This window comes from Umezawaea endophytica, from assembly GCF_025061645.1.
Taxonomy (GTDB): domain Bacteria; phylum Actinomycetota; class Actinomycetes; order Mycobacteriales; family Pseudonocardiaceae; genus Umezawaea; species Umezawaea endophytica.
The window spans coordinates 160,141-180,440 of record NZ_JANYMP010000010.1; the positions used below are offsets into that span (position 1 = coordinate 160,141).

Here is a 20,300-nt window from a genome sequence, read left to right on the forward strand (position 1 = left end):
CTGACCCGGGGGGGGGGGCCGCCCCCGGGGCCGGCCACCCCCGCGGTGCTCACTCCGGAGCCGTCACGGTGTCCAGCGCGGCCAGGCGCACGTCCGGGTCCTCGTGCCCGCGCAACGCGCGCAGCAGCGACCGCCAGTGCTCGGGCCAGCCGGTGTCGGGCCCGGCGACGGACGTGATCGCCAGCGCGAGCCGGGCGGCGCCCGGTCCCTCGACCGCCAGCGCCCCGGCGATCTCCCGGACGCGCTCGCGCGGCAGCAGCCGCACCGCGGCGTCGACCTGCCCGGCCAGCTCGGCCCGCGCCCGCTCGGCGAGCACCGGCCGGTCGGCCAGCCGGGCGACCTCGCGCAGCCGGGGAAGCGGGTCGTCAGCCCACGGCACCGTGGCGACGGCGAGCGCGATGGCCGACCCGCGGTGCTCCGGCACCACCGCCAGGTCCTCCGACAGCGCCAGCGCCGCCCGCCTCATGACGGGTGACCTCCGACGGTCCACCACCAGCCGGACCAGCGCGCCGATCCGCCGCCGGGCGGGCAGGTCGCGGTCGGCCTCCGCGTCGAACCGGTCGCCGACCGCGAGCAGCCGGGCCACGGCCGCCCGCAACGGCTCGACGTCGCCCGCGACACCGGACACCTCCAGCAGCGCGGTCAGCGCGGGAGACCACGTCGCGGTGGTGTCGAGGTCGGACACGAGGTCCACCAGCAGCGGCGTGAAGGCCGCGTCCAGGGTGGCCCACAGCGGGAGCGTCGCGTGCCTCAGCACGACCGGGTCCTGGGCCGGGACCTCGACGACCGCGCGGACCAGCGCGGCGTAGCGGGCCCGGTGGCGCGGGGCCACGGAGAACGGCGACCGGTCGAGCACTGTCACCGCGACCGCGAGTTCGGCGGCCACGGCCTTCGCGAGCAGGTCCCACGCGGCCTCGTCGTCCAGGAACCACCCGGTCGCCCACACCAGCGCCCGCCGCACGTCCCGGTGGCCGTGCGGACCGTCCCACGCGGCCGTGAGCAGCGCCGCGGCTCCCGGCACGTGGTGCTCGGCCAGCAGCCGGACCGCCTCCTTGCGGGAGGTGACCTTGGGGCTCGCCAGCAGCGCGCCGAGGTGGTCGCGCAGCCGATCCGGCGCGACGAACCGGGCGCACCGGGTCACGGCGTACACGGCCACCCGCGCCCGGTCGGTGTCGACGTGGGCGAGCAGGTCCCCGAGCACGTCGCCGGGTTCGTCGGTCCACGCCAGCGCGCCCAGCGCCGCCTCGACCACCTGGACCTCGCGGTCGGTCACGTGCGCGCGCACGAGGTCCACCGTCCCCGGCACCCGCCCGAGCGAGCGCACCGCGGTGGCCCGCTCGTGCACGGGGACGCGCCGGGCCGAGGCGATGGCGTCCAGTTCGGCCGCGTACGCGGCGGTCTGGCGTGCCTGCCACCGGGGGAAGCAGCCGTGGAACGGCGGCACGTACCGCACCCCGCGCCTGAGGAACCGGCCGTGCAGCGGCTTGCCGATCACGTCGTCGAGCAGGTCGGTGCGCCGGAAGCCGATCGCGTTCAGCACCGACGGGATCGTGATCGTGGACCGGTCGCCGCGGAACACCCGCTCCACCCGCTCGTCGCGGGTCGCGGGCGGCTGGAGCCACAGGTCCACCGCCCGGCGCACCACGGCGTCGTCCTTCGCCGACCGGGCCTGGTCCAGCAGGTCCTGGAGCGGGGCCAGGTGCCACGCCCGGCGCCGCAGCCCGGACGCCAGCGCCAGCAGCACCGCGTACCGGCCGCGCGCCGCGTCCACCGCGAACCGGTCGCGCAGCGCGTCGAACACCAGGTGCTCCGCGCCGCGCGGCAGGGACTCGTCCAGGCGGTCCAGAGTGATCCACGACAGGTGCCTGCCCATGCTCTCCAGCCCGGCCAGACCCGCGTCGACCAGCTCGGGTCGGCGCGACACGGCTCCCTCGCGGATCAGCGAGGCCGCCAGCGTGCTGACGGCGTGCTGCGTGGTCCACGAGCAGTCCCGCGCCTGCGCGGCGTCGACCACCAGCTTGACCAGCAGGTCGGCCTCGGCCGGGCGGAACAGCCACGCGGGCACGGCCGCGAGCGCGCCGAGCGCCGCCGCCCGCACCGGGTCCTGCTCGTTCGGCAGCCTGGTGAGGGTGCCGAGCACCGCCGCGAACACCTCGGGGTCACGGCTCGCCGCGGCCGCCGAGACGTACAGCGGGTACGCCTCGCGGCGCTCGTCCGCCGTCGCCCGCTTCGTCGCCTCGAACAGCACCGGCTCCGCGTCGGCCCAGGCCAGCCGGGCGGTCACCGCGAGCCGCCGCGACGGGTCGTCCGCGGTGGCGCGCAACGCCAGCAGCCTGCGCGCCTCGGCGGCACGGGCGGCGGCGGGCAGCTCGTCCACGGCCTCCAGCGACACGTCCGCGCGCCCGCCGACCGCGCCCCCGTAGACGGCCGCGCGGCGCGACGGCGGCAGCGCGTGCAGGAACCGCACCAGCGGGGCGCCGTCGAGCAGCCGCGCCAGACCGACCAGGTCGGCCTCGGGGAGCCCGGTCAGCGCCTGCCACAGCGACCGCCGGTCCGGCGTGGTCCCGGTGCGGCGCGGGTCGAGCAGCACCCGCGCCACGCGGTCGGGGGAGTGGCGGGCCAGCACGCCCATCCGGCCCACCAGCGCCCAGGGCAGCGGGACGTGCGGCAGCGTCCGCTCCACCAGGTCCAGCACCCGGTCGGGGCGCGGCAGCACCGCCGCCGCGACCCCGGCGGCCACCCGGTCCCACACCCTCGGCCACCACTCGGTCGACACCGCCGCCAGCTCGGCGTCGACCAGGTCCAGCAGCTCGTCGGGGTGGGTGCGGCCGATCGGGGACCAGTTCGCGACGGCGTGCGCCAGTCCGGGGAGTTCGGCGGCGACCACGGACGGTGAGCACGCGGCCAGCAGCGCGGCGGCCTCCCCGTCCCCGTACGCCGCCCGGACGGCGGGCAGCAGCGCGTCCGCCAGCGCCGACGCCTTGCGCCGCCGCACCCCCGTGTACAGGACGCGGCGCAGCGCGGTCGGCAGGTGCGGCAGCCGCTCCAGGAACACCTCCGCGGGCAGCCCGAGCCGGATCGCCGCGCCCAGCGCGTGCCGCACCACGGCGGTCTCCCGCGCCGCGAGGCAGGACCGCACGTGGTCGCCGTGCCCGGCCACGTACGCCATCTGCAACGCCATCCGCCTGGTGGCCCCGTCGGCGTCGAGGTCGCGCAGCAGCGCGTCCAGCTCGGCCGAGCCCGCCAACCGCCGAGCGGTCTCGGACAGCAGCTTCTGCCGGGCGCCGAAGGGCAGCGGGTCGAGCGTGCGCAGCAGTCGTCGTGCGGAAGTGGTCACGGGCGGTGATTCTCGTGTCCGAAAGGGCCGGTCGCCAGTCGTTTACCGAAAACGCCCCCGGACGGCGAGGTGGTGCCGGGCGTCCCGCGCGGAACGCCCGGCCGCCGACCTACCTGGGACCACCCGCCTTCGTGGTCCTGGACGCGGACGCGGTGGTGCCGCCGGTGATCGTGAAACCCGAACCGGGCTCGATCAGGACGTTGCCCTGGGCCGAGTTCGTGATGGTCACGTTCGTGAGCGTGGCACTGCCGCGGGCGCCGCTCATGGCGAGGATGCCCGAGCCGTTGTTCGACCTGTCGATCTTCACGTTGCTGATCGCGACGCCCGGCATGGTGCCGCCGCCGGTCTTGAACTGGATGCCGTCGTAGGTCGAGTCGACGATGTCGGTGTCCCGGATGGTCACACCGGTGATGTCCTTGTTCGCCGCGAACAGCGTGAGCGCGCCGAACTCCTGGTCCTCGCCCCAGAACACGCCGCCGCAGCGGTACAGGGCGTTGTTGGCGATCAACGTCGTGCCCGAGAACGGCAGCGGGTCGTGGTCGGTCGCCAGCATGATGCCGGGGTAGTTCATCGTGTCGTACACCAGGTTGTTCTCGATGGAGTTGCCGTACCCGCCGTAGATCGCGATGCCCGTGGCGCGCCACGGGAGCTGGATCGTGTTGTTGGTGAAGTGGTTGTCGTGGCCGACGTCGGTGTTCTGGTCCTTCACGTACTTGTTGGCCCACACCGCCAGCGCGTCGTCACCCGTCGTGCGGAACGACGAGTTGAACACCTTGGAGTTCCTGGTGCCGTTGGAGAAGTTGATGCCGTCCGCGTAGGTGTCGCGGATCCGCATCCCGCTGAACTCCAGGCCGTCCGCCGGTCCCCACAGGTCGGGGATGTTGTCGTAGTCGCGGCCGACCCAGACACCGACGTTCGCGTGCTCGATCCACACGTTGCTGATCTTCGTGCCGGTGCCGAAGCGGCCGTTGAGGCCGACGCCGCCCTCGGCGTTGCCGTCACCGCCGCGGATCCGGCCGGAGCCGAAGATCGCGATGTCGGAGATCTGCGTGTTCTTGTCGATGTCGAACCCGAAGTTGCCCTCGTGCGGGTGGTTGATGCTTCCCACCGCGTTCTGCGGCTCGGTCAGCGTGTAGAGCTGCGAGTGCCACATGCCCGCGCCGCGGATCGTGACGTTGCTGATGCCCACCTGGTTGAACTGGCCGCGGTTCAGCGGGTCGTCGGTGAGGATCTTCTTCTCCTGCCGCCACTGCCCGGCCGGGATCCACACGCAGCCGATGACGCCGTTCTGGTCGTCCGTCACGGCCCGCTGGATCGCGTCCGTGTCGTCCACGCCGTCGTTGGCGACCGCGCCGTAGGACGTGATCGACGTGCAGCCCGACGGCTGGCTCGCCGCCGGGGCGACCTGCTCAAGGTCGATCAGGTCCAGGATGTAGAACGACGCCGTGTCACCGGAATCGCGCTGGAGCTTGAACTTCGTGCCGGGCGGGTAGCTGGTGGGCAGCAGCGCGTGCGACTCGTCGAACAGCCGCCGCGCGTCGGCCTGCGGCGTGTTGGTCAGCGCCTCCGGGCCGTCCACGTTGCCGTAGAGCCAACTGTGCTTCGACGACAGCGTCAGCTTCTGCGCGAACACGTCGTTGACGTACAGGCTGATCGTGGCGTCGATGCCGCCACCGCCTGGCGCGTCCGGGATGGAGTTGCGCACGACGATCGAGTTGGCCTGGTTCGTCGAGGTGATCTCCGCGAACTGCCCGGTGCCGGTCAGCCGCACCGACTGCCGCCCGGAGGACTCCGTGGCGAAGTTGGTGTGCCCGAACGTCCTCAGGGGGTCCGCCGTGAGCAGCGTGCCCTGGTAGCGCCCGGCTTCCACCTCGTACTCGGTGTACGGCACCGCCGCGCCGCGTCCGACCACGATGGACTGGGTGGCGGTGTTGTTGGTCTCGCTGGTCTCCGCGACGATGTTGGTCGCGTCGGCCGTGGCGGTGATGGTGGCCCCGCCGTTGGTGGCCGTCCACGTCCCGCTGATGGCCACGGACACCGTCGCCCCGGCCGCGATGGCCCCGGCGTTGGTGTTGAGCGTCGTGCCGCCGACCGAGACGCGGGTGACCGTGCCCGCGGCGACCGCCGTGGTGCCGCGGTTGTTCACCGCCACGGTGAACGACACGGCCGCGCCGACCGCCGGGTTCGACGGGGTGGTGGTGATGCCGGTGACCTGGAGGTCCGGTCCGGGGGCCTGCGCGACCACCAGCGGCGTGGCCGCGGTGAAGCGGTTGTTGGCGTCGTCCTGCTCGACGACCCGGTTGGCCGGGTCGACCAGCGCGGAGACGGTGTAGCTGCCCATCGGCCGAGGCCCGACGGCGAGCGACACGGTGGCCGAGGCACCCGCGGCGAGCGCGCCGACCGGCGTGCCGCCCACGACCGCTCCCGCGAGGCTGAAGTCCACCGTGGACGCGGCGGCGGGCGCCGTGCCGATGTTCTTCACCGTGGCGGACAAGGAGATCGCGCTGGTCTCGTTCGGCGACGCGGGCGTCCACGTCGTACCGGTGACCACTAGGTCCGGGTTCGGCGCCGGGGTGCCGACGACCTGGAACTCGGCCACCTGCGCGCCGGGGGCGCCGGTGTTGGCGGTGAAGCGCAGCCGCACGTCGGCCACCCGCCCGGTGACCGGGATCGTCACGGTGTTCTGCGCGGCGGGGGCGAAGGAGTAGCTCGCCAACGCCTTCAGCGACCCGAAGGTCGTGCCGGACTGCTCGCGGCCGAGCACCTCGAGCGTCTGGCTGCGAGCGCCCCACGCCTGGTCGGGGTTGAGCTTGAGCACGACCGAGGAGACGTCGGCGTTGGAGCCGAGCTTCACCGTCAGGGTCGACTCGAACCCGGCGGACTCCCAGTACGTGCTGGTGCTGTCGTCGTTGGCGTTGGCCGCGACGAACGAGAACGCCGTGGAGGACGCCTCGATCGCCTTGCCGCGCGCCAGGTTCGCGCCGCCGGTGTTCTGCCCGGTCCTGGTCACGTGGTTGCTGTCGGTGGACTGGTTGCCCGCCGCGTCGCGGGCCCGGACGAAGTACTCGACCGTCGCGGTGGCGGGCTGGGTGTCGGTGAACGTGAGCTGGCCGCCCGCCACGCTCGTGGACTGCCCGTTGACGTACACGTCGTAGCCGGTCACGCCGACGTTGTCGGTGGACGCGGTCCAGGTGAGTCGGATCTGGCCCGCGGCGGGCTCGGTGAACGCGAGACCGCCGGGGGCGCTCGGCGGCGTCGTGTCGCCGGAACCCTGGCCGGTGCGGGTGACGCGGTTGCTGTTCGCCGACTGGTTGCCCGCCGCGTCCCGCGCGCGGACGTAGTACTCGACGGTCGCGCTCGACGGCTGGGTGTCGGTGTAGGTCAGGACGGTGCCCGCGACCGTGCCGCGCACCTGGCCGTTGGCGTAGACGTCGTAGCCGGTGACGCCGACGTTGTCGGTGGAGGCGGTCCAGGTGAGCCGGATCTGGCCCGCGGCGGGCTCGGTGAACGCCAGCGAGCCGGGCGCGGTCGGGGCGACGCCGTCACCGCCGGTGCTCGGGCCGTAGACCTCGAACTCCGAGAGCTGCCCGGCGGGGTGCCCGGTGTTGGCCGTGATCGCGACCCGCACGTAGCGCGTGCTCGCCGCGGTGAAGGAGACCGTCACCGCGTTCCCGTTGGCGGGGGTGAAGCTGTGCTGCGCGGACGCGGCGAGGTCGGTGAACGCGCTCCCGTTCGCACTTCCCTGCACGGCAAGGGTTTGCGTGCGCGACCCCCAGCCCGCGGGCAGCTTCAGCACGACCCGGTTGACGGTCGCGGACGCGCCGAGGTCGACCTGGAGCCACTGCGGGAACGCGTTGTTGGCGCTCTCCCAGTAGGAGTTCTGGTCGCCGTCGTTGCCGTTGCCCGCGCCGTAACCGGCCTGCGCGCTCGACGCCGACAGGGTCTTGCCCTGCGCCAGGTTCGCCGACGACCCGCCCGCCCCGAACACCTGGAGTTCCGCGAGTTGGGCCGCGGGCCAGCCGGTGTTCGCGGTGACGTCCACCCGCACGTACCGGACGCTCGCGGCGGTGAAGTTCACCGTGACCGTGTTCGAGGTGGCCGGGTCGAACACCCGGCCCGCCGACGTCGACAGCGCGCTGAACGCCGTGCCGGTGGAACTGCCCTGCACGCTCAGCGTCTGCGTGCGCGCCTTCCAGGCCGGGGGCAGCTTCAGGACCACCTGGTCGACGTCGACACCGGCGCCGAGGTCGATCTGCACCCACTGCGGGAAGGCGCTGTTCGGGCTCTCCCAGTAGGTGGCCTGGTTGCCGTCGTTGACGTTGGAGGCCGGCTGGTTCCCGTTCGACGCGCTCGCGGTGGCGGTCTTGCCGGAGGCCAGGTTGGGGCCGCCCGCCGCCGACGCGATGGGCGGCGACATGCCGAGGGCGATGAGGCCGACCGCGAGCAATCCGCTGGTCAGCCGCCTGCTGAACTGGTTCATGGCGTTTTCGTCTCTGTCGGGACGGCAGGGGGGTGCCACTCGGGGGGGACGTGGCGGTGGGTGCGCGGACAGGGCGTCGCGCGAGCAGCGAGGAGTCGTCGGGGGAGCAGCCGAGGGTCACGCCATCGTGGGCCTCCTCGTTCACGGAACGGTGACCAGGATGCAACATGGCGTGAACTGAACGCAATAACTTGACTGATTGACGTAAGAATTCGACTTATGCTGATCAAGCCCGGACGTGCTTCGAGGGGCGGACCAGTAGCGGTCCGCCCCTCGAAGGTGCTCCTCGCCCCGGTACCCCCGGAGCCCGACGGGGCGCTAGGCGGTCTCGCCCGTCCGGTTCACCAGGACGCGGCTGAGGACGACCGTCACCACGCCCGCGAACACCACGCTGAGCAGGCCGACGCGCAGGCTGCTGAGGTCGGCGATGACGCCGACGATCGGCGGCGACAGCAGGAAACCGACGCGCAGCAACCAGCTCACCACGGTCAGGCCCACGCCGTTGGGCAGACCGGGCAGCTCGTCGGCCGTGTGCATGGCGGCCGGGACGAGGGTGGCGACGCCCAGTCCCGCCAGCGCGAAGCCCGCGAGCGCGGTGCCGACGGTCGGGACCGCCAGCGCCAGGCCCATGCCCACGGCGGCGAACGCCCCGCCCGCGCGGACGACCGTGCGCTGGCCGAACCTGTCCACCGCGCGGTCGCCGGTGAGGCGGCCGACGGTCATGGCGACCTGGAGCGCGACGAACGCCAGACCCGCCGTGGCGGCGCTGGTGCGCAGGTCGCCGCTGAGGTAGATCGCGCCCCACGACGCGCCCGCGTCCTCGACCAGCGCGCCGCACGCGGCGAGGACGCCCAGCGCGGCGAGCATCTTGATCGCCGTGCCCGCGAACACCCGGCGGGACGCCGGGGCGGCGGTGGGCTCGGTGCGCTCGGCGTCCTCGTGGCCGGGCAGCAGGAACCGGTACGCGACGAGCGCCACCAGGCTGAACAGCGCGGCGGAGAAGCCGAGGTGGATCGCGAGCGGCACGCGGAGACCCGCGGCGGCGGCGCCCATCAGGCCGCCCAGGACGGCGCCGATGCTCCACACGCCGTGGAACGAGTTGACGATGGACCGGCCGTAGAGGCGTTGCACGCGGAGGCCGTGCGCGTTCTGCGCGACGTCGACCACGGCGTCCAGCGCGCCCACGACGAACAGGACCGCGCCGAGCGCGAGCCAGTTCGGCGCGAGCGGGATCAGCAGGGTCGTGGCGGCGAGCAGGACGATGCCGAGCGCGGCCACGCGGGACGACCGGAAGCGGCGGATCGCGGCGGCGGCCAGCAGGCCCGCGACCAGCGCGCCGAGCGGGAACCCGGCGAGCGCCGCGCCCAGGACGGTGTTGCTCAGCTCCAGGCCGGACTTGATCTCGGGGTAGCGGGGGACCACGTTGGCGAAGAGAGCGCCGTTGGTCAGGAACAGGGCCGCCACGGCGGCGCGAGCGGCGCGCGCCGGGGCGGTGGGGGTGACGATGGCCATGGCTATCCCGTCGGGGCAGGGGTGATCAGGGGAGGAAGCGGTGCAGCGCGGCGCGGACCTGCGCCGGGGTCATCGGGTCGGTGGACAGCGCGCTGTGCAGCACGAGCCCCTCGATCAGCGCGTCGACCTCCCGTGCGGTGGTCGGGTCGAAGTGGTGTTCCAGCGCCTCGCGGCTGCGGCGCATCCACGCCTGCGTCACCGCGCGCAGCACGGGCTTCCGCGCCGCCGCCCCGTACAGCTCGACGCTGAGCACCAGGTCGTGGTTCGCGTCGAGCAGGTCACCGGAGATGTGCTCGGCCACGGACTCGATCGCCGCAGCGCGGTCGGGCGCGGCGCGCATGCGCTCCTCGAAGACCCCGGCGATCGAGTCGGCGTGCCGGGTGAACGCCGCGGCCAGCAGGTCGTCGAGCGACGTGAAGTGGTACGTCGTCGACCCGAGCGGCACGTCGGCGGCGCGCGCCACCGTCCGGTGCGAGACGCCCGCGACGCCGTGCTCGGCGATGATGTCGAGCGTGGCGGCGATGAGCTTGTCACGCCGGTCCGGGTCGTGCCGCCGTGCTCGGCGGGTCGAGGCCTCCATGTGTACGAGCGTACATAACGATCGGTCCCGCGACGGCCGCGAGCGGCCGGGATCACTGCCCCGACGCCGCCACGAGGGTCGCCCGGTGCGCGCGGTTCGCGGCCACGAGGCCGTCGAGCGCGTCGCGCGTGCGGACCAGGTCGTCGATGTGCGCGGACAGCCGGTCGCGTTCCTGGGTCATCCGCTCCAGCGCGGCGTCGGAGTTCTCCTCGCTCGGCGACTCCGCGCAGGGCAGCACCTCGGCGATGGTGCGGCTGGACAGGCCCGCGGCGTACAGCCGCTGGATGAACGCCACCCGCTCGACCTCGTGGTCCGTGTAGTGCCGCTGGCCGCTCGCGGCACGGGTGCTGCTGAGCAGTCCCTGCTCCTCGTAGTAGCGCAGGGATCGCACGCTGACCCCGGTTCGCGTCGCCAGTTCCCCGATGCGCATCCAGTCCTCCGGTGTGGCCTGCGGCACAAGTCTTTGCCTCTGACATCCATGTGAGGTTTTAGCGTAGCGGCAGACGCCCTGGACGGGCGATCGGGACTGCTGAGGAGCACAGACGTGACGACCCTTTTCGACCGGTACCGGTTCGGCGACCTCGCCCTGCCCAACCGAGTGGTGATGGCGCCGATGACCAGGGTCCGGGCCGCCGCGGGCGGTCTGGCGACGCCGTCGATGGCGACGTACTACGCCCAGCGGGCGACGGCCGGGCTGATCGTGACCGAGGGCGTCCAGCCGAGCCTGGTCGGCCAGTCCAACCCCGGCACGCCGGGCCTGCACACCGACGAGCAGGTCGACTCGTGGCGCCAGGTGACCGAGGCCGTGCACGCCAACGGCGGGCGGATCTTCGCCCAGCTCATGCACGGCGGCCGGGTCTCGCACCCCGACACCACCGGCTTCCAGCCCGTCGGGCCGTCCGCGGTGGCCGCCGTCGGCGACGTGTTCACCCCGACCGGCCCGAAGCCCGCGCCGGTGCCGCGCGCGCTGGACACCGCCGAGGTCCCGGAGCACGCCCGGTCCTACGGCGACGCGGCCCGCCGCGCCGTCGACGCGGGCTTCGACGGCGTGGAACTGCACGGTGCCAACGGATACCTGATCTCGCAGTTCCTCTCCAGCAACGCCAACCTGCGCACGGACGGCTACGGAGGCCCGGTGCGCAACCGGATCCGGTTCGCCGTCGAGGCGGTGGCCGCGACCGTCGACGCCGTCGGCGCGGCCAGGACCGGCATCCGACTCTCGCCCGCCGCCGGGTTCTGGGGCGTCCAGGACGCCGACGTGCCCGAGCTGTACACCGCGCTGCTGACCGAGTTGGCCCGCCTGGAGGTGGCCTACGTGCACCTGGAGGCGACCGCCGAGGAGGAGCTGCTGGTCGACCTGCGCCGCGCGTGGCCGGGCACGCTCGTGGTGAACCCGGTGCTGCCGATGGGACCGAAGCAGGCGGGCCGGGCCGAAGCCGACCACTGGCTAGGGCTGGGCGCCGACCTCATCAGCTTCGGCCGCGCCTTCATCGCCAACCCCGACCTCGTGGAACGGCTGCGCAACGCGCTCCCGATCGCCCCGGTCGACGAGGCGACCTACTACCAGGGAGGCGACGCGGGCTACCTGACCTATCCGGCTTACCAATACGCGAGCTGACGCCGCGCGTTTAATCCGTTGGCCTGGAAGGGAAAATCGGGTTGGGTACCGCCCATGGCCGACATCGAAGGCACCTGCGACGAACGGTTCGAAGCGGTGCGCGACGCCCTGGCGGCGTCGCTGGACAAGGACGACGTGGGCGCTTCCGCCGCCGTGTACGTGGACGGTGAGCCCGTGGTCGACCTGTGGGGCGGGTACGTCGACGAGGAGCGCACCCGCCCGTGGGAACGCGACACCATCACCGGTGTCTGGTCCACCACGAAGACGATGACCGCGCTGTGCGCGCTGGTCCTCGCCGACCGCGGCGCGCTCGACCTCGACGCCCCGGTGGCGCGGTACTGGCCCGAGTTCGCCGCCGCGGGCAAGGAGGGCGTGCTGGTGCGGCACGTCCTCGGGCACACCTCGGGGCTGTCCACCTGGACGAAGCCGGTGGAGTTCGACCAGCTCTACGACTGGCCCGCCGTCACGGGGATGCTGGCGGAGCAGGCGCCGACCTCGGAACCGGGAACGGTCGGCGCCTACCACGCCGTCACCCAGGGGTACCTGATCGGCGAGGTGGTCCGCCGGGTCACCGGTCGCGGTCTCGGCAGGTTCTTCGCCGAGGAGGTGGCGGGCCCGCTGGGCGCGGACTTCCACATCGGACTGGCGGCCGAGCACGACCACCGGGTCGCCCCGATCATCCCGGCGAAGACCAGGGCGCCGGAACTGGAGGCGCGAGGGCCCGGAAACCCGCCCGTCCCGGCGGAAGCGGCCAACACCGAGGCGTGGCGGCGCGCCGACATCCCGTCGGCGAGCGGGTTCGGCAACGCCCGGTCGGTGGCCGCCGTGCAGTCCGTGCTCGCCTCGGGCGGTGAGGCGCGGGGTGTGCGGCTGCTGTCCGCCGCGGGCTGCGAACGGGTGCTGGAGGAGCAGTTCTCGGGCGAGGACCAGGTGCTGGGCGCCCAGATCCAGTACGGCATGGGCTACGCGCTCCGGGGCCGGACCTGCTCCTGGGGCGGGTGGGGCGGCTCGGTCGTCCTGGTCGACCTGGACCAGCGCATGGTGGTGTCGTACGTGATGAACCGGATGCTGGAGGAGGGCCCGATGGGGGACGACCGGGGGCTGGGCATCGTGATGGCCGCCTACGGCGGGCTGTAGGGCCGTGGGCCGTTCCCGTTGCCCCGCAACGGGAACGGCCCACACCGGTCAGGTCACCTCGTGGGTGGCGCGCGTCCAGGCGCGGGCCTGGTCGGTGAGCGTGAGGCCCAGTCCCGGCCGGGTGGGGACGTGCATGCGACCGCCGCTGGTGCGCAGCCGCTCGGTGAAGAGGGGTTCGAGCCAGTCGAAGTGCTCCACCCACGGCTCGTGGGGGTAGGCCGCCGCCAGGTGGACGTGGATCTCCATGGCGAAGTGGGGTGCCAACTGGAGGTGGTGGTGGTCGGCGAGCGCCGCCAGCTTCAGGAACTGGGTGATGCCGCCGATCCGCGGGGCGTCGGGCTGGATGACGTCCGCGGCGCGGTCGCGGATCAGGTTCCAGTGCTCCGCCACGCTGGACAGCATCTCCCCGGTGGCGATGGGGGTGTCGAGGGTCGCCGCGAGCGCCGCGTGGCCCTCGGTGTCGTAGGCGTCGAGGGGTTCCTCGATCCAGGTGAGGTCGAACTCCTCCAGGGCTCGGCCCAGTCGCTGGGCCGTGGGGCGGTCCCACTGCTGGTTCGCGTCGACCATGACCGGGACGTCGTCGCCCAGGTGTTCCCGGACCGCCGCGACGCGGCGCAGGTCCGCGTTCGGCGCGGGGTCGCCGACCTTGATCTTGATCCCGCCGATGCCGTTCGCCAACGACCTGTCGGCGTTCTCCAGGACCTGCTCCGTCGGCGTGTGGAGGAAACCACCCGAGGTGTTGTAGCAGCGGACCGAGTCGCGGTGGGCGCCCAGCAGCTTGGCCAGCGGTAGGCCCGCCCGTTTCGCCTTGAGGTCCCACAGCGCCGTGTCGAACGCCGCCACCGCCTGGGTCGCCAGTCCGCTGCGGCCCACCGACGCCCCCGCCCAGACCAGGGTGGTCCAGAGCCGGGCGATGTCGTTGGGGTCCTCGCCGAGGAGCACCGGCGCCACCTCCTTGGCGTGGGCGAAGAGCCCCGGCCCGCCCGCGCGCTTCGCGTAGCTGAAACCGATGCCCTCGTGGCCCTGGGCCGTGGTGATCTCGGCGAACAGGAAGGCGACCTCCGTCATGGGGCGCTGGCGGCCGGTGAGGACCTTGGCGTCGCTGATCGGGACGGGGAGCGGGAGGTAGGGGGAGGAGAGGCGGATTCGGGCGATGCGGTCCGGGTCCGTCGGTTCGTCGACCATGGGGCCAGCGTGGCCGGTCGGGGCGGCGGGGGCCAGGGGTCTCGGGAGGTGGGCCCGCCGCCGTCGGGTCGGTCACACCCGCTGGAACTACACCGTCTGGACGGTACAGTTTCAGCATGACGACGAACAACCAGCTCGTTCCGGGCGTCCGGCGTCGCTGGGCCGCGCTGGCGGTGCTGGTGGGCTCGGTCCTGCTGCTGGCGATCGACGGCACGGTGCTCTACCTGGCGGTGCCGTCCCTCTCCCGCGACCTGGCGCCCACCGCGACCGAGGTCCTCTGGATCGGCGACGTCTACTCGCTGGCGCTGGCCGGGCTGCTGGTCACCACCGGCACGCTCGCCGATCGCGTCGGCCGCAAGAAGGTGCTGCTCGTGGGCACGGCCGCGTTCGGGGCCGCGTCGCTGCTGGCGGCGTTCTCCACCAGCGCGGAGATGCTCATCGGCGCCCGGCTGCTGCTGGGCGTGGCCGGTGCCACGATCATGCCGTCGACGCTGTCGATCATCCGCAACCTGTTCCCCGACCCCGCGGAGCGCACCAGGGCGATAGCGATCTGGTCGGCGGGCTCGGGCGGCGGCCTGGCGCTGGGGCCGCTGGTCGGCGGGGCGCTGCTGGAGCGCTTCTGGTGGGGTTCGGTGTTCCTGGTCAACGTCCCCGTCGTGATCGTCTTCCTGGTCGCGGGAGCGCTGCTGCTCCCCGAGTCCCGCAACCCGGACCCCGGCCGGTTCGACCTGCTCTCGGCCGGTCTGTCGTTCGCCGCGATCACGCCGCTGGTGTACGCGGTCAAGCACGCCGTCGGCTCCGGCCTCGACGGCTGGACGGCGGGTTCCGCGCTGGTCGGCGCGACGGCCGCGGTGCTGTTCGTCCGGCGGCAGCGCCGCGCGGACCACCCCCTGGTCGACGTCGGGCTGTTCCGCAACGCCGCGTTCACCGGCGCGGTGCTGGCGAACGTCATCGCGATCTTCGCGCTCACCGGGCTGCTGTTCTTCTTCTCCCAGTACCTCCAGCTCGTGCGCGGGTTCAGCCCGCTGGTCGCCGGGCTGGCGGAGATGCCGACGATGATCGCCTCGGTGGTGGTCATCGGCGTGGTGGGCGTCGCCGCCGCCCGGTTGGGCACCGGTCGAGCCGTGGCCACCGGCCTGGCCGCCACCGCGGTCGGGCTGCTCCTGGTCTCCGTCGCCGAAGGCGTCGAGAACTACCTCTGGCTGGGACTGGCCCTCGTGCCGGTCGGACTGGGCGTGGGGCTCGCGATGACGCTGACCGTGGACGCGGTCGTCTCGGCGGTGCCACCCCACCGCGCGGGCGCCGCGTCGGCGATCTCCGAGACCGCCTACGAACTCGGCGTCGTTCTCGGCATCGCGGTGCTCGGCTCCGTGGTCACCCTGGCCTACCGGGCGAACCTCGACGTGCCCGGCGCGGCCCGTCCCGCCGTCGAGGACTCGGCGGCGTCGGCGCTGGCCGCGCTGGACCCCGCCTCGCCGCTGGTGGCGGTGGTGAAGGAGGCCTTCACCACGGCCATGCAGGTCACCTCGCTGATCGCCGCGGTGATCACCTTCGCGGCGGCCCTGGTCGCCTGGCGCACCATCCCCTCCGGTAAGAACACGGGCACCGGGAGCACGGCAGGAAGAGGATGAGCATGGCACGCAAGGCTGGGCGCACGCCGGAGGAGACCCGCCGGACCCTGCTCGACGCGGCCGCCGCCGTGATCCGCACCCGCGGGATCGCCGCCAGCCTGGACGAGATCGCCCGTGGGGCCGAGGTGTCCAAGGGTGGGCTGCTGTACCACTTCGCGACCAAGGACGACCTCGTCCAAGCGCTCGCCCACGACCTGCTGGAGACCTTCCGGGCGGAGGTGGCCGCCGCCGTCGACCCCGCCGACGACACGCCCGGCAGGCTCACCCGCGCCTACGTGAAGGCCTGCCTCGCCTCGTCCCACGACGAGGTCGCGCTCCGCGAGAGCGCCGCGCTGGTCGTCCAACTCGGCACCCTGCCCGAGGTCGCCGCACTCGTCCGCGCCGACGCCCTCCGCTGGACCACCGACCTCCGCGCCGACGGCCTGCCGAACCACGTCCTGGCACTGGTGGTCGCCGCAGCCGACGGCGCCAGCGCCGCCCCGCTGTGGGGCGGCGCCGTCCCCCACGCCGAAGCGCGCCTGCTGGAACGCCAACTCCTCCGCTTCACCCTGGAGCGGGACCTGTGGACGCACCTGGCACCGGAGGGCTGACCGGCTCGCCAGGACAGGCCGCTCGGGCGGCCCGCTCGACCTCGGCGCGCCTGCGCTCGCGGAAAGCCGGGTCCGACCCGTTCCCCTCGACCTCGCCGTCCAGTTGCTCGCGCAGGATGTCGGCGTGCCCGGCGTGCCGACCGGTTTCCGTGAGCACGTGGACCAGGACGTTGAACAGCATCACGTTCGGACGTGGCCACCAGGGCACGTGGCCGGGGGAGTCGACGGCGAGCGCGGCGATCGTCGCGTCGGAGTGCTCCCAGGCCCGCCGGTACCGGTCGGTGATCTCCTGGCGCGTCTCGTGCTCGGTCGCCCACATGTCGGTGCCGCGCCGGTCGAGGTCGTCCCACCGGGGGACGGGCTCGGGGAACGGCCGGTCGAAGACCTCGCCGAAGTACCGGGCCTCCGTCACCGACAGGTGCTTGACCAGGCCGAGCAGGTTGGTCCCGGTCGAGGTCAGCGGGCGGCGGACGTCGTAGTCGGACAGCCCGTCGAGCTTCCGGAGCACCGCTTCGCGGATCTCCCGCAGGTCGCCGTGCAGGTAGTCCTTCGCGAAATCGTCGATCACGGGTACGAGCCTGCACCAGTGCTCCGCGCCCGACCCCGTCATCGGTGGGATCGAGCCCGATTTCTTGCCGGAACGGCAAGGACGCGTGCGCTTTTGGCGAGGTCGCCGCACGATGGGCACGGAGGTGATGGCCATGGGTCAGGAACAGGTGAACGAGCCGTTCTCCGCCGAGATGGAGGCCCGTGTGTGCGAGATCGTGATGGGCGATCGGCGGCACGGGCTCCAGTAGGTCAGTGCGCCGCCGGTGGCCGGACCACGTGCTGGAGCCCCAGGTGCGGGGCGGGTGGCAGTGGTTCGGCGCCGGTGGCGCGGAAGGCGTGCAGCATCAGGGCGACGAGTCGGCGGGACGCGGCCAGCGCCGTTCGGCGGGAGTCCGCGACGATGCCGCCGTTGGCCATCAGCAGCAGCGTGATGTCGTCGAACGTGAAGTCCGCGCGCAGGTGGCCCGACGCCTTGGCGCGGTCGGCGAGTTCGCCGAAGCCCTGCTCGGCGCGGGCGCGGAGCTGGTCGAACGTGGCGGAGTCGGGGAACCTCGAGGTGAACGCGCCGGTGAAGCCCCGGTCCACGGCCTGCATGGCGCACACCTGCTCCAGGACCGTGTGGAAGGCGCGCCACGGGTCAGGGTCGGCGAGCGCGTCGGCCACGACGGAGGCGCACAGCTCGATCTGCTCGGCGAACGCCTCGGTCACCAGTGAGTCCTTGGTGGGGAAGCGGCGGTAGAGGGTGGCCACGCCGACGCCGGAGTGGCGAGCGATGTCCGTCATCGTCACGTCCAGGCCCTGGGTGGCGAAGAGGTCGCGCGCGGCCTCGACGATCCGGGTCCGGTTGTTCCTGGCGTCCACGCGCAGCGGTTCCGCCGCGGGGATCCGAGAGGGCTCGGTCGTCATGCCTCTCACTTTAACTCAAGTGGAGGGCACCCTCCGATTCCCGTGCTAGCGTCGAAACAAGTGGAGGAAGCCCTCCACTTGTTTCGAGGAGGAGTATCGTGGACGAGATGCGCGTGGCCCAGTACGACCGGTACGGACCGCCGGAGGTGCTGTACGAGGCGAAGGCGCCGATGCCGGTCGTGAAGCCCGGTGAGGTGCTGGTCCGGGTGCACGGCGCGAGCGTCAACGGCGGCGAGCCGATGCTGCGCTCGGGCAAGCTGAAGCTGTTCTTCCCCCGCGCGTTCCCCAAGCGCACGGGCGTGGACTTCACCGGTGAGGTCGTCCGGGCGGCCGAGGGCGTGCCCGGCCCGAAGGTCGGCGACCACGTCTGGGGGATGGTGTCGCGCTTCGTGCACGGGTCCGTCGCCGAGTACCTGGCCGTGGACCCCCGGCGGTTGTCGTTGAGCCCGGCCGGTCTGGACCTGGTCGCCGCCGCGGCGTTGCCGGTCGCGACGACGGTGATCACGGCGTTCCGCGACCACGCCCGCCTCAAGCCGGGGGAGCGGCTGCTCGTGCGCGGCGCCGCGGGCGGGGTGGGGAGCGTCGCCGTCCAACTGGGACGGCACTACGGGGCGCACGTCACGGGTCTCGCCGGCGCGGGGAGCCTCGACCTGGTGCGGGAACTGGGCGCGCACGAGGTGTTCGACTACCGGACCACCCGACCGGGCGACCTCGGGGAGTTCGACGTCGTGCTGGACACCGTCGGCTCGTCGCTGCCCGCGTACCGGGGCCTGCTCGCCAAGGGCGGGCGGATGGTCGGGATCGCGTTCGACTCGGTCGCGTCCGTCGGGTACGTGCTGCTGTCGACGGTGTTCGGGTCGCGGCGGGTGCGGTTCTTCAGCGGCGACCCGCGGCACGCGCTGTTCGCCGAGTTGACCGCGCTGGTGGAGGCCGGGGCGCTCCGGCCCGTGGTGGACACGGTGCACGACCTGGCCGACATCTCCGTCGCGCACCGGGCGCTGGAGCGGGGCGGGGTGCGCGGGAAGCACGTGATCCGGGTCTCGCGAGTTTGACTAAGTGCTTGAGCAAGTCAATCATCTAGGTGAATAGTTCAAGCATCTGGATGTGGGGTGGTCGACATGGGCGCGCTCGTGGTCGAGGAGGGCTCCGTGCTGGTGGACGGGCGGCGGCGGACGATGACCGTCGTCCGGCCCCCCGAGGTGGGGGCGGGTGCGCCCGCGGTGCTCGTGTTCCACGGGTCCAACCAGGACTCCCGCGTCATCCGCCGGTTCACGGGGCGGGACTTCGACCGGTTCGCCGAGCGCGGCGCGGTCGTCGCCTACCTCGACGGGCACAAGAAGAACTGGAACGACGCCCGCGTCTCGTCGGCCTTCGCCGCCCGGTCCGAGGGGTTCGACGACGTCGGCTTCGCGGGAGCGGTGATCGACCTGCTGGTGGAGCGCCACCGGGTCGACCCCGCACGCGCGTACGCCGTCGGCTACTCGGCGGGCGGGGCGATGGTCATCCGGCTGGCGCACGAGATCCCGTCGCGGCTGGCCGGGGTCGCGGTGGTGGCGGCCACGCTGCCGGTGCCGGAGAACTTCCTGCCGTTCGACGGCCCGGTCGTGCCGCTGCCCGTGGTCCTGTTCCACGGCACGGAGGACCGGCTCGTGCCGTACGAGGGCGGGATGGCGAGCCTGTGGGGGTTCCGGCCGCGCGGCCTCGGGCTGTCCGCGCGGGAGACCGCCGAGTACTTCGCGGCCCGCAACGGCATCACCACCGCGGCCGAGTCACGTGACCTCGACCGCCGCGAGGGGGACCGGACCAGGGTGGAGAGGACCGACTTCCGGCAGGACGGCCGGCCGTCGGTCACGCTGTACACGATCCACGGCGGCGGGCACGTCGTCCCCGGACCGGGACGGCCGCCGTTCATCATGGGCCGGAAGACCCGGAGCCTCGTGGCGTCGGACGCGCTGGGCGAGGCGTTCGGGATCGCCACCTGACCGAGGTGGACGGTGCCGGGGCGTGACCGCGAGTACCCTCCGCCGATGACCTCATGCGCACGGCTCTCCCGGTGAGCGCCCGGTTCCAGGAACTGGACTGGCGGCCGACACCCCTGGGTGAACTCGTCCTCCGCCGCCGCCGCGACCCGCTGGACGGCAAGGACATCTACGAGATCAAGCTCGGCGGCGAGTTCCTGATGTCGAGCCTGTTCACCGTGGCGGAGGAGGAGCTGTCGCGGCTCGCGCTCGCCGAACTGCCCGGTACCGGGCTCGACGTGGTCGTGGGCGGGCTGGGTCTCGGTTACACCGCGCTCACCGTCCTGGAGGACCCCGACGTGCGGTCGCTGGTCGTGATCGACGCGCTCGGCGAGGTCATCGAGTGGCACCGGAGCGGCCTGATCCCGGCGGGTGCGACGCTCGCCGCCGATCCGCGCTGCGAGCTGGTGAACGGCGACTTCTTCGCCCTGATGCGGTCACCCGAAGGGCTGATCCCGGACGACCCCGGCAGGCTGTTCCACGCGATCGTCGTCGACATCGACCACTCGCCGCGGCACCTGCTGCACCCCGGCAACGCCGATTTCTACGAACTCGCCGGGCTGCACCGGATCGCGGCGCTCCTGCGTCCGGGCGGGGTGTTCGCGCTCTGGTCGAACGACCCGCCGGACGAGGAGTTCACCGCCGTGCTGGCGGAGGCGTTCACGGACGTGCGGGCCGAGGTCGTGAGCTTCGCGAACCCGTTGCAGGACCGCGAAGCCACGAACACGGTGTACCTGGCGAAGGTGCCCGCCTGACC

General features: G+C 73.0%; 15 protein-coding genes. 7 read left to right on the forward strand and 8 right to left on the reverse strand.

The genetic code is table 11. The features are described 5' to 3' along the window. Nucleotides 1-49: 49 nt before the first annotated feature. The 5 genes from NZH93_RS21720 to NZH93_RS21740 all read right to left on the reverse strand — a co-directional run bounded on the left by NZH93_RS21720 (nt 50) and on the right by NZH93_RS21740 (nt 10,339). Nucleotides 50-3,337, reverse strand: coding sequence for a hypothetical protein (locus NZH93_RS21720; protein WP_259624987.1), 3,288 nt, complete (start codon nt 3,335-3,337; stop codon nt 50-52). A gap of 109 nt (nt 3,338-3,446) precedes the next feature. Then, nucleotides 3,447-7,817, reverse strand: coding sequence for a discoidin domain-containing protein (locus tag NZH93_RS21725; protein WP_259624988.1), 4,371 nt, complete (start codon nt 7,815-7,817; stop codon nt 3,447-3,449). Between the two features lie 318 nt (nt 7,818-8,135). Then, nucleotides 8,136-9,329 (reverse strand): MFS transporter, encoded by a 1,194-nt coding sequence (locus NZH93_RS21730; protein ID WP_259624989.1) that lies wholly within the window; start codon nt 9,327-9,329, stop codon nt 8,136-8,138. Between the two features lie 25 nt (nt 9,330-9,354). Continuing rightward, nucleotides 9,355-9,909 carry a TetR/AcrR family transcriptional regulator gene (locus NZH93_RS21735; RefSeq protein WP_259624990.1) on the reverse strand — a complete coding sequence of 185 codons (555 nt, stop codon included), beginning with the start codon at nt 9,907-9,909 and terminating at the stop codon, nt 9,355-9,357. Between the two features lie 52 nt (nt 9,910-9,961). Next, nucleotides 9,962-10,339 carry a MerR family transcriptional regulator gene (locus tag NZH93_RS21740; RefSeq protein WP_259624991.1) on the reverse strand — a complete coding sequence of 126 codons (378 nt, stop codon included), beginning with the start codon at nt 10,337-10,339 and terminating at the stop codon, nt 9,962-9,964. Nucleotides 10,340-10,453: 114 nt separating this feature from the next. Here NZH93_RS21740 and NZH93_RS21745 point away from each other — a divergent pair, with 114 nt between their 5' ends. Beyond that, nucleotides 10,454-11,527 carry an alkene reductase gene (locus tag NZH93_RS21745; RefSeq protein ID WP_259624992.1) on the forward strand — a complete coding sequence of 358 codons (1,074 nt, stop codon included), beginning with the start codon at nt 10,454-10,456 and terminating at the stop codon, nt 11,525-11,527. Between the two features lie 54 nt (nt 11,528-11,581). Further along, complete coding sequence (locus NZH93_RS21750; RefSeq protein WP_259624993.1) at nt 11,582-12,664, forward strand: serine hydrolase domain-containing protein; 1,083 nt, start codon at nt 11,582-11,584, stop codon at nt 12,662-12,664. 48 nt (nt 12,665-12,712) lie between these two features. On the opposite strand, the gene NZH93_RS21755 is transcribed toward NZH93_RS21750, so the two are convergent. After that, on the reverse strand, nt 12,713-13,849 hold the full coding sequence (locus tag NZH93_RS21755) for an L-talarate/galactarate dehydratase (protein ID WP_259624994.1): 1,137 nt from the start codon (nt 13,847-13,849) through the stop codon (nt 12,713-12,715). A gap of 116 nt (nt 13,850-13,965) precedes the next feature. On the opposite strand from NZH93_RS21755, the gene NZH93_RS21760 reads away from it, so the two are divergent. Together NZH93_RS21760 and NZH93_RS21765 are read left to right on the forward strand one after the other, a co-directional pair. Beyond that, a complete protein-coding gene (locus NZH93_RS21760) occupies nt 13,966-15,480 on the forward strand; it encodes an MFS transporter (RefSeq protein WP_259624995.1) in 1,515 nt (504 codons plus the stop codon). Between the two features lie 2 nt (nt 15,481-15,482). Further along, on the forward strand, nt 15,483-16,070 hold the full coding sequence (locus tag NZH93_RS21765) for a TetR/AcrR family transcriptional regulator (protein ID WP_259624996.1): 588 nt from the start codon (nt 15,483-15,485) through the stop codon (nt 16,068-16,070). Here NZH93_RS21765 and NZH93_RS21770 read toward each other — a convergent pair. Together NZH93_RS21770 and NZH93_RS21775 are read right to left on the reverse strand one after the other, a co-directional pair. Beyond that, nucleotides 16,024-16,638 (reverse strand): DinB family protein, encoded by a 615-nt coding sequence (locus NZH93_RS21770; RefSeq protein WP_259624997.1) that lies wholly within the window; start codon nt 16,636-16,638, stop codon nt 16,024-16,026. The genes NZH93_RS21765 and NZH93_RS21770 overlap by 47 nt on opposite strands. A 230-nt stretch (nt 16,639-16,868) precedes the next feature. Then, nucleotides 16,869-17,525 (reverse strand): TetR/AcrR family transcriptional regulator, encoded by a 657-nt coding sequence (locus NZH93_RS21775; protein WP_259624998.1) that lies wholly within the window; start codon nt 17,523-17,525, stop codon nt 16,869-16,871. A gap of 107 nt (nt 17,526-17,632) precedes the next feature. On the opposite strand from NZH93_RS21775, the gene NZH93_RS21780 reads away from it, so the two are divergent. From NZH93_RS21780 to NZH93_RS21790, 3 genes are all read left to right on the forward strand, one after another. Next, nucleotides 17,633-18,577, forward strand: a complete 945-nt coding sequence (locus NZH93_RS21780; protein WP_259625172.1) for an NAD(P)-dependent alcohol dehydrogenase — start codon at nt 17,633-17,635, stop codon at nt 18,575-18,577. 66 nt (nt 18,578-18,643) lie between these two features. Beyond that, nucleotides 18,644-19,507 (forward strand): CE1 family esterase, encoded by an 864-nt coding sequence (locus NZH93_RS21785; RefSeq protein ID WP_259624999.1) that lies wholly within the window; start codon nt 18,644-18,646, stop codon nt 19,505-19,507. A gap of 53 nt (nt 19,508-19,560) precedes the next feature. Then, nucleotides 19,561-20,298 carry a polyamine aminopropyltransferase gene (locus NZH93_RS21790; protein ID WP_259625000.1) on the forward strand — a complete coding sequence of 246 codons (738 nt, stop codon included), beginning with the start codon at nt 19,561-19,563 and terminating at the stop codon, nt 20,296-20,298. Nucleotides 20,299-20,300 lie beyond the last annotated feature (2 nt).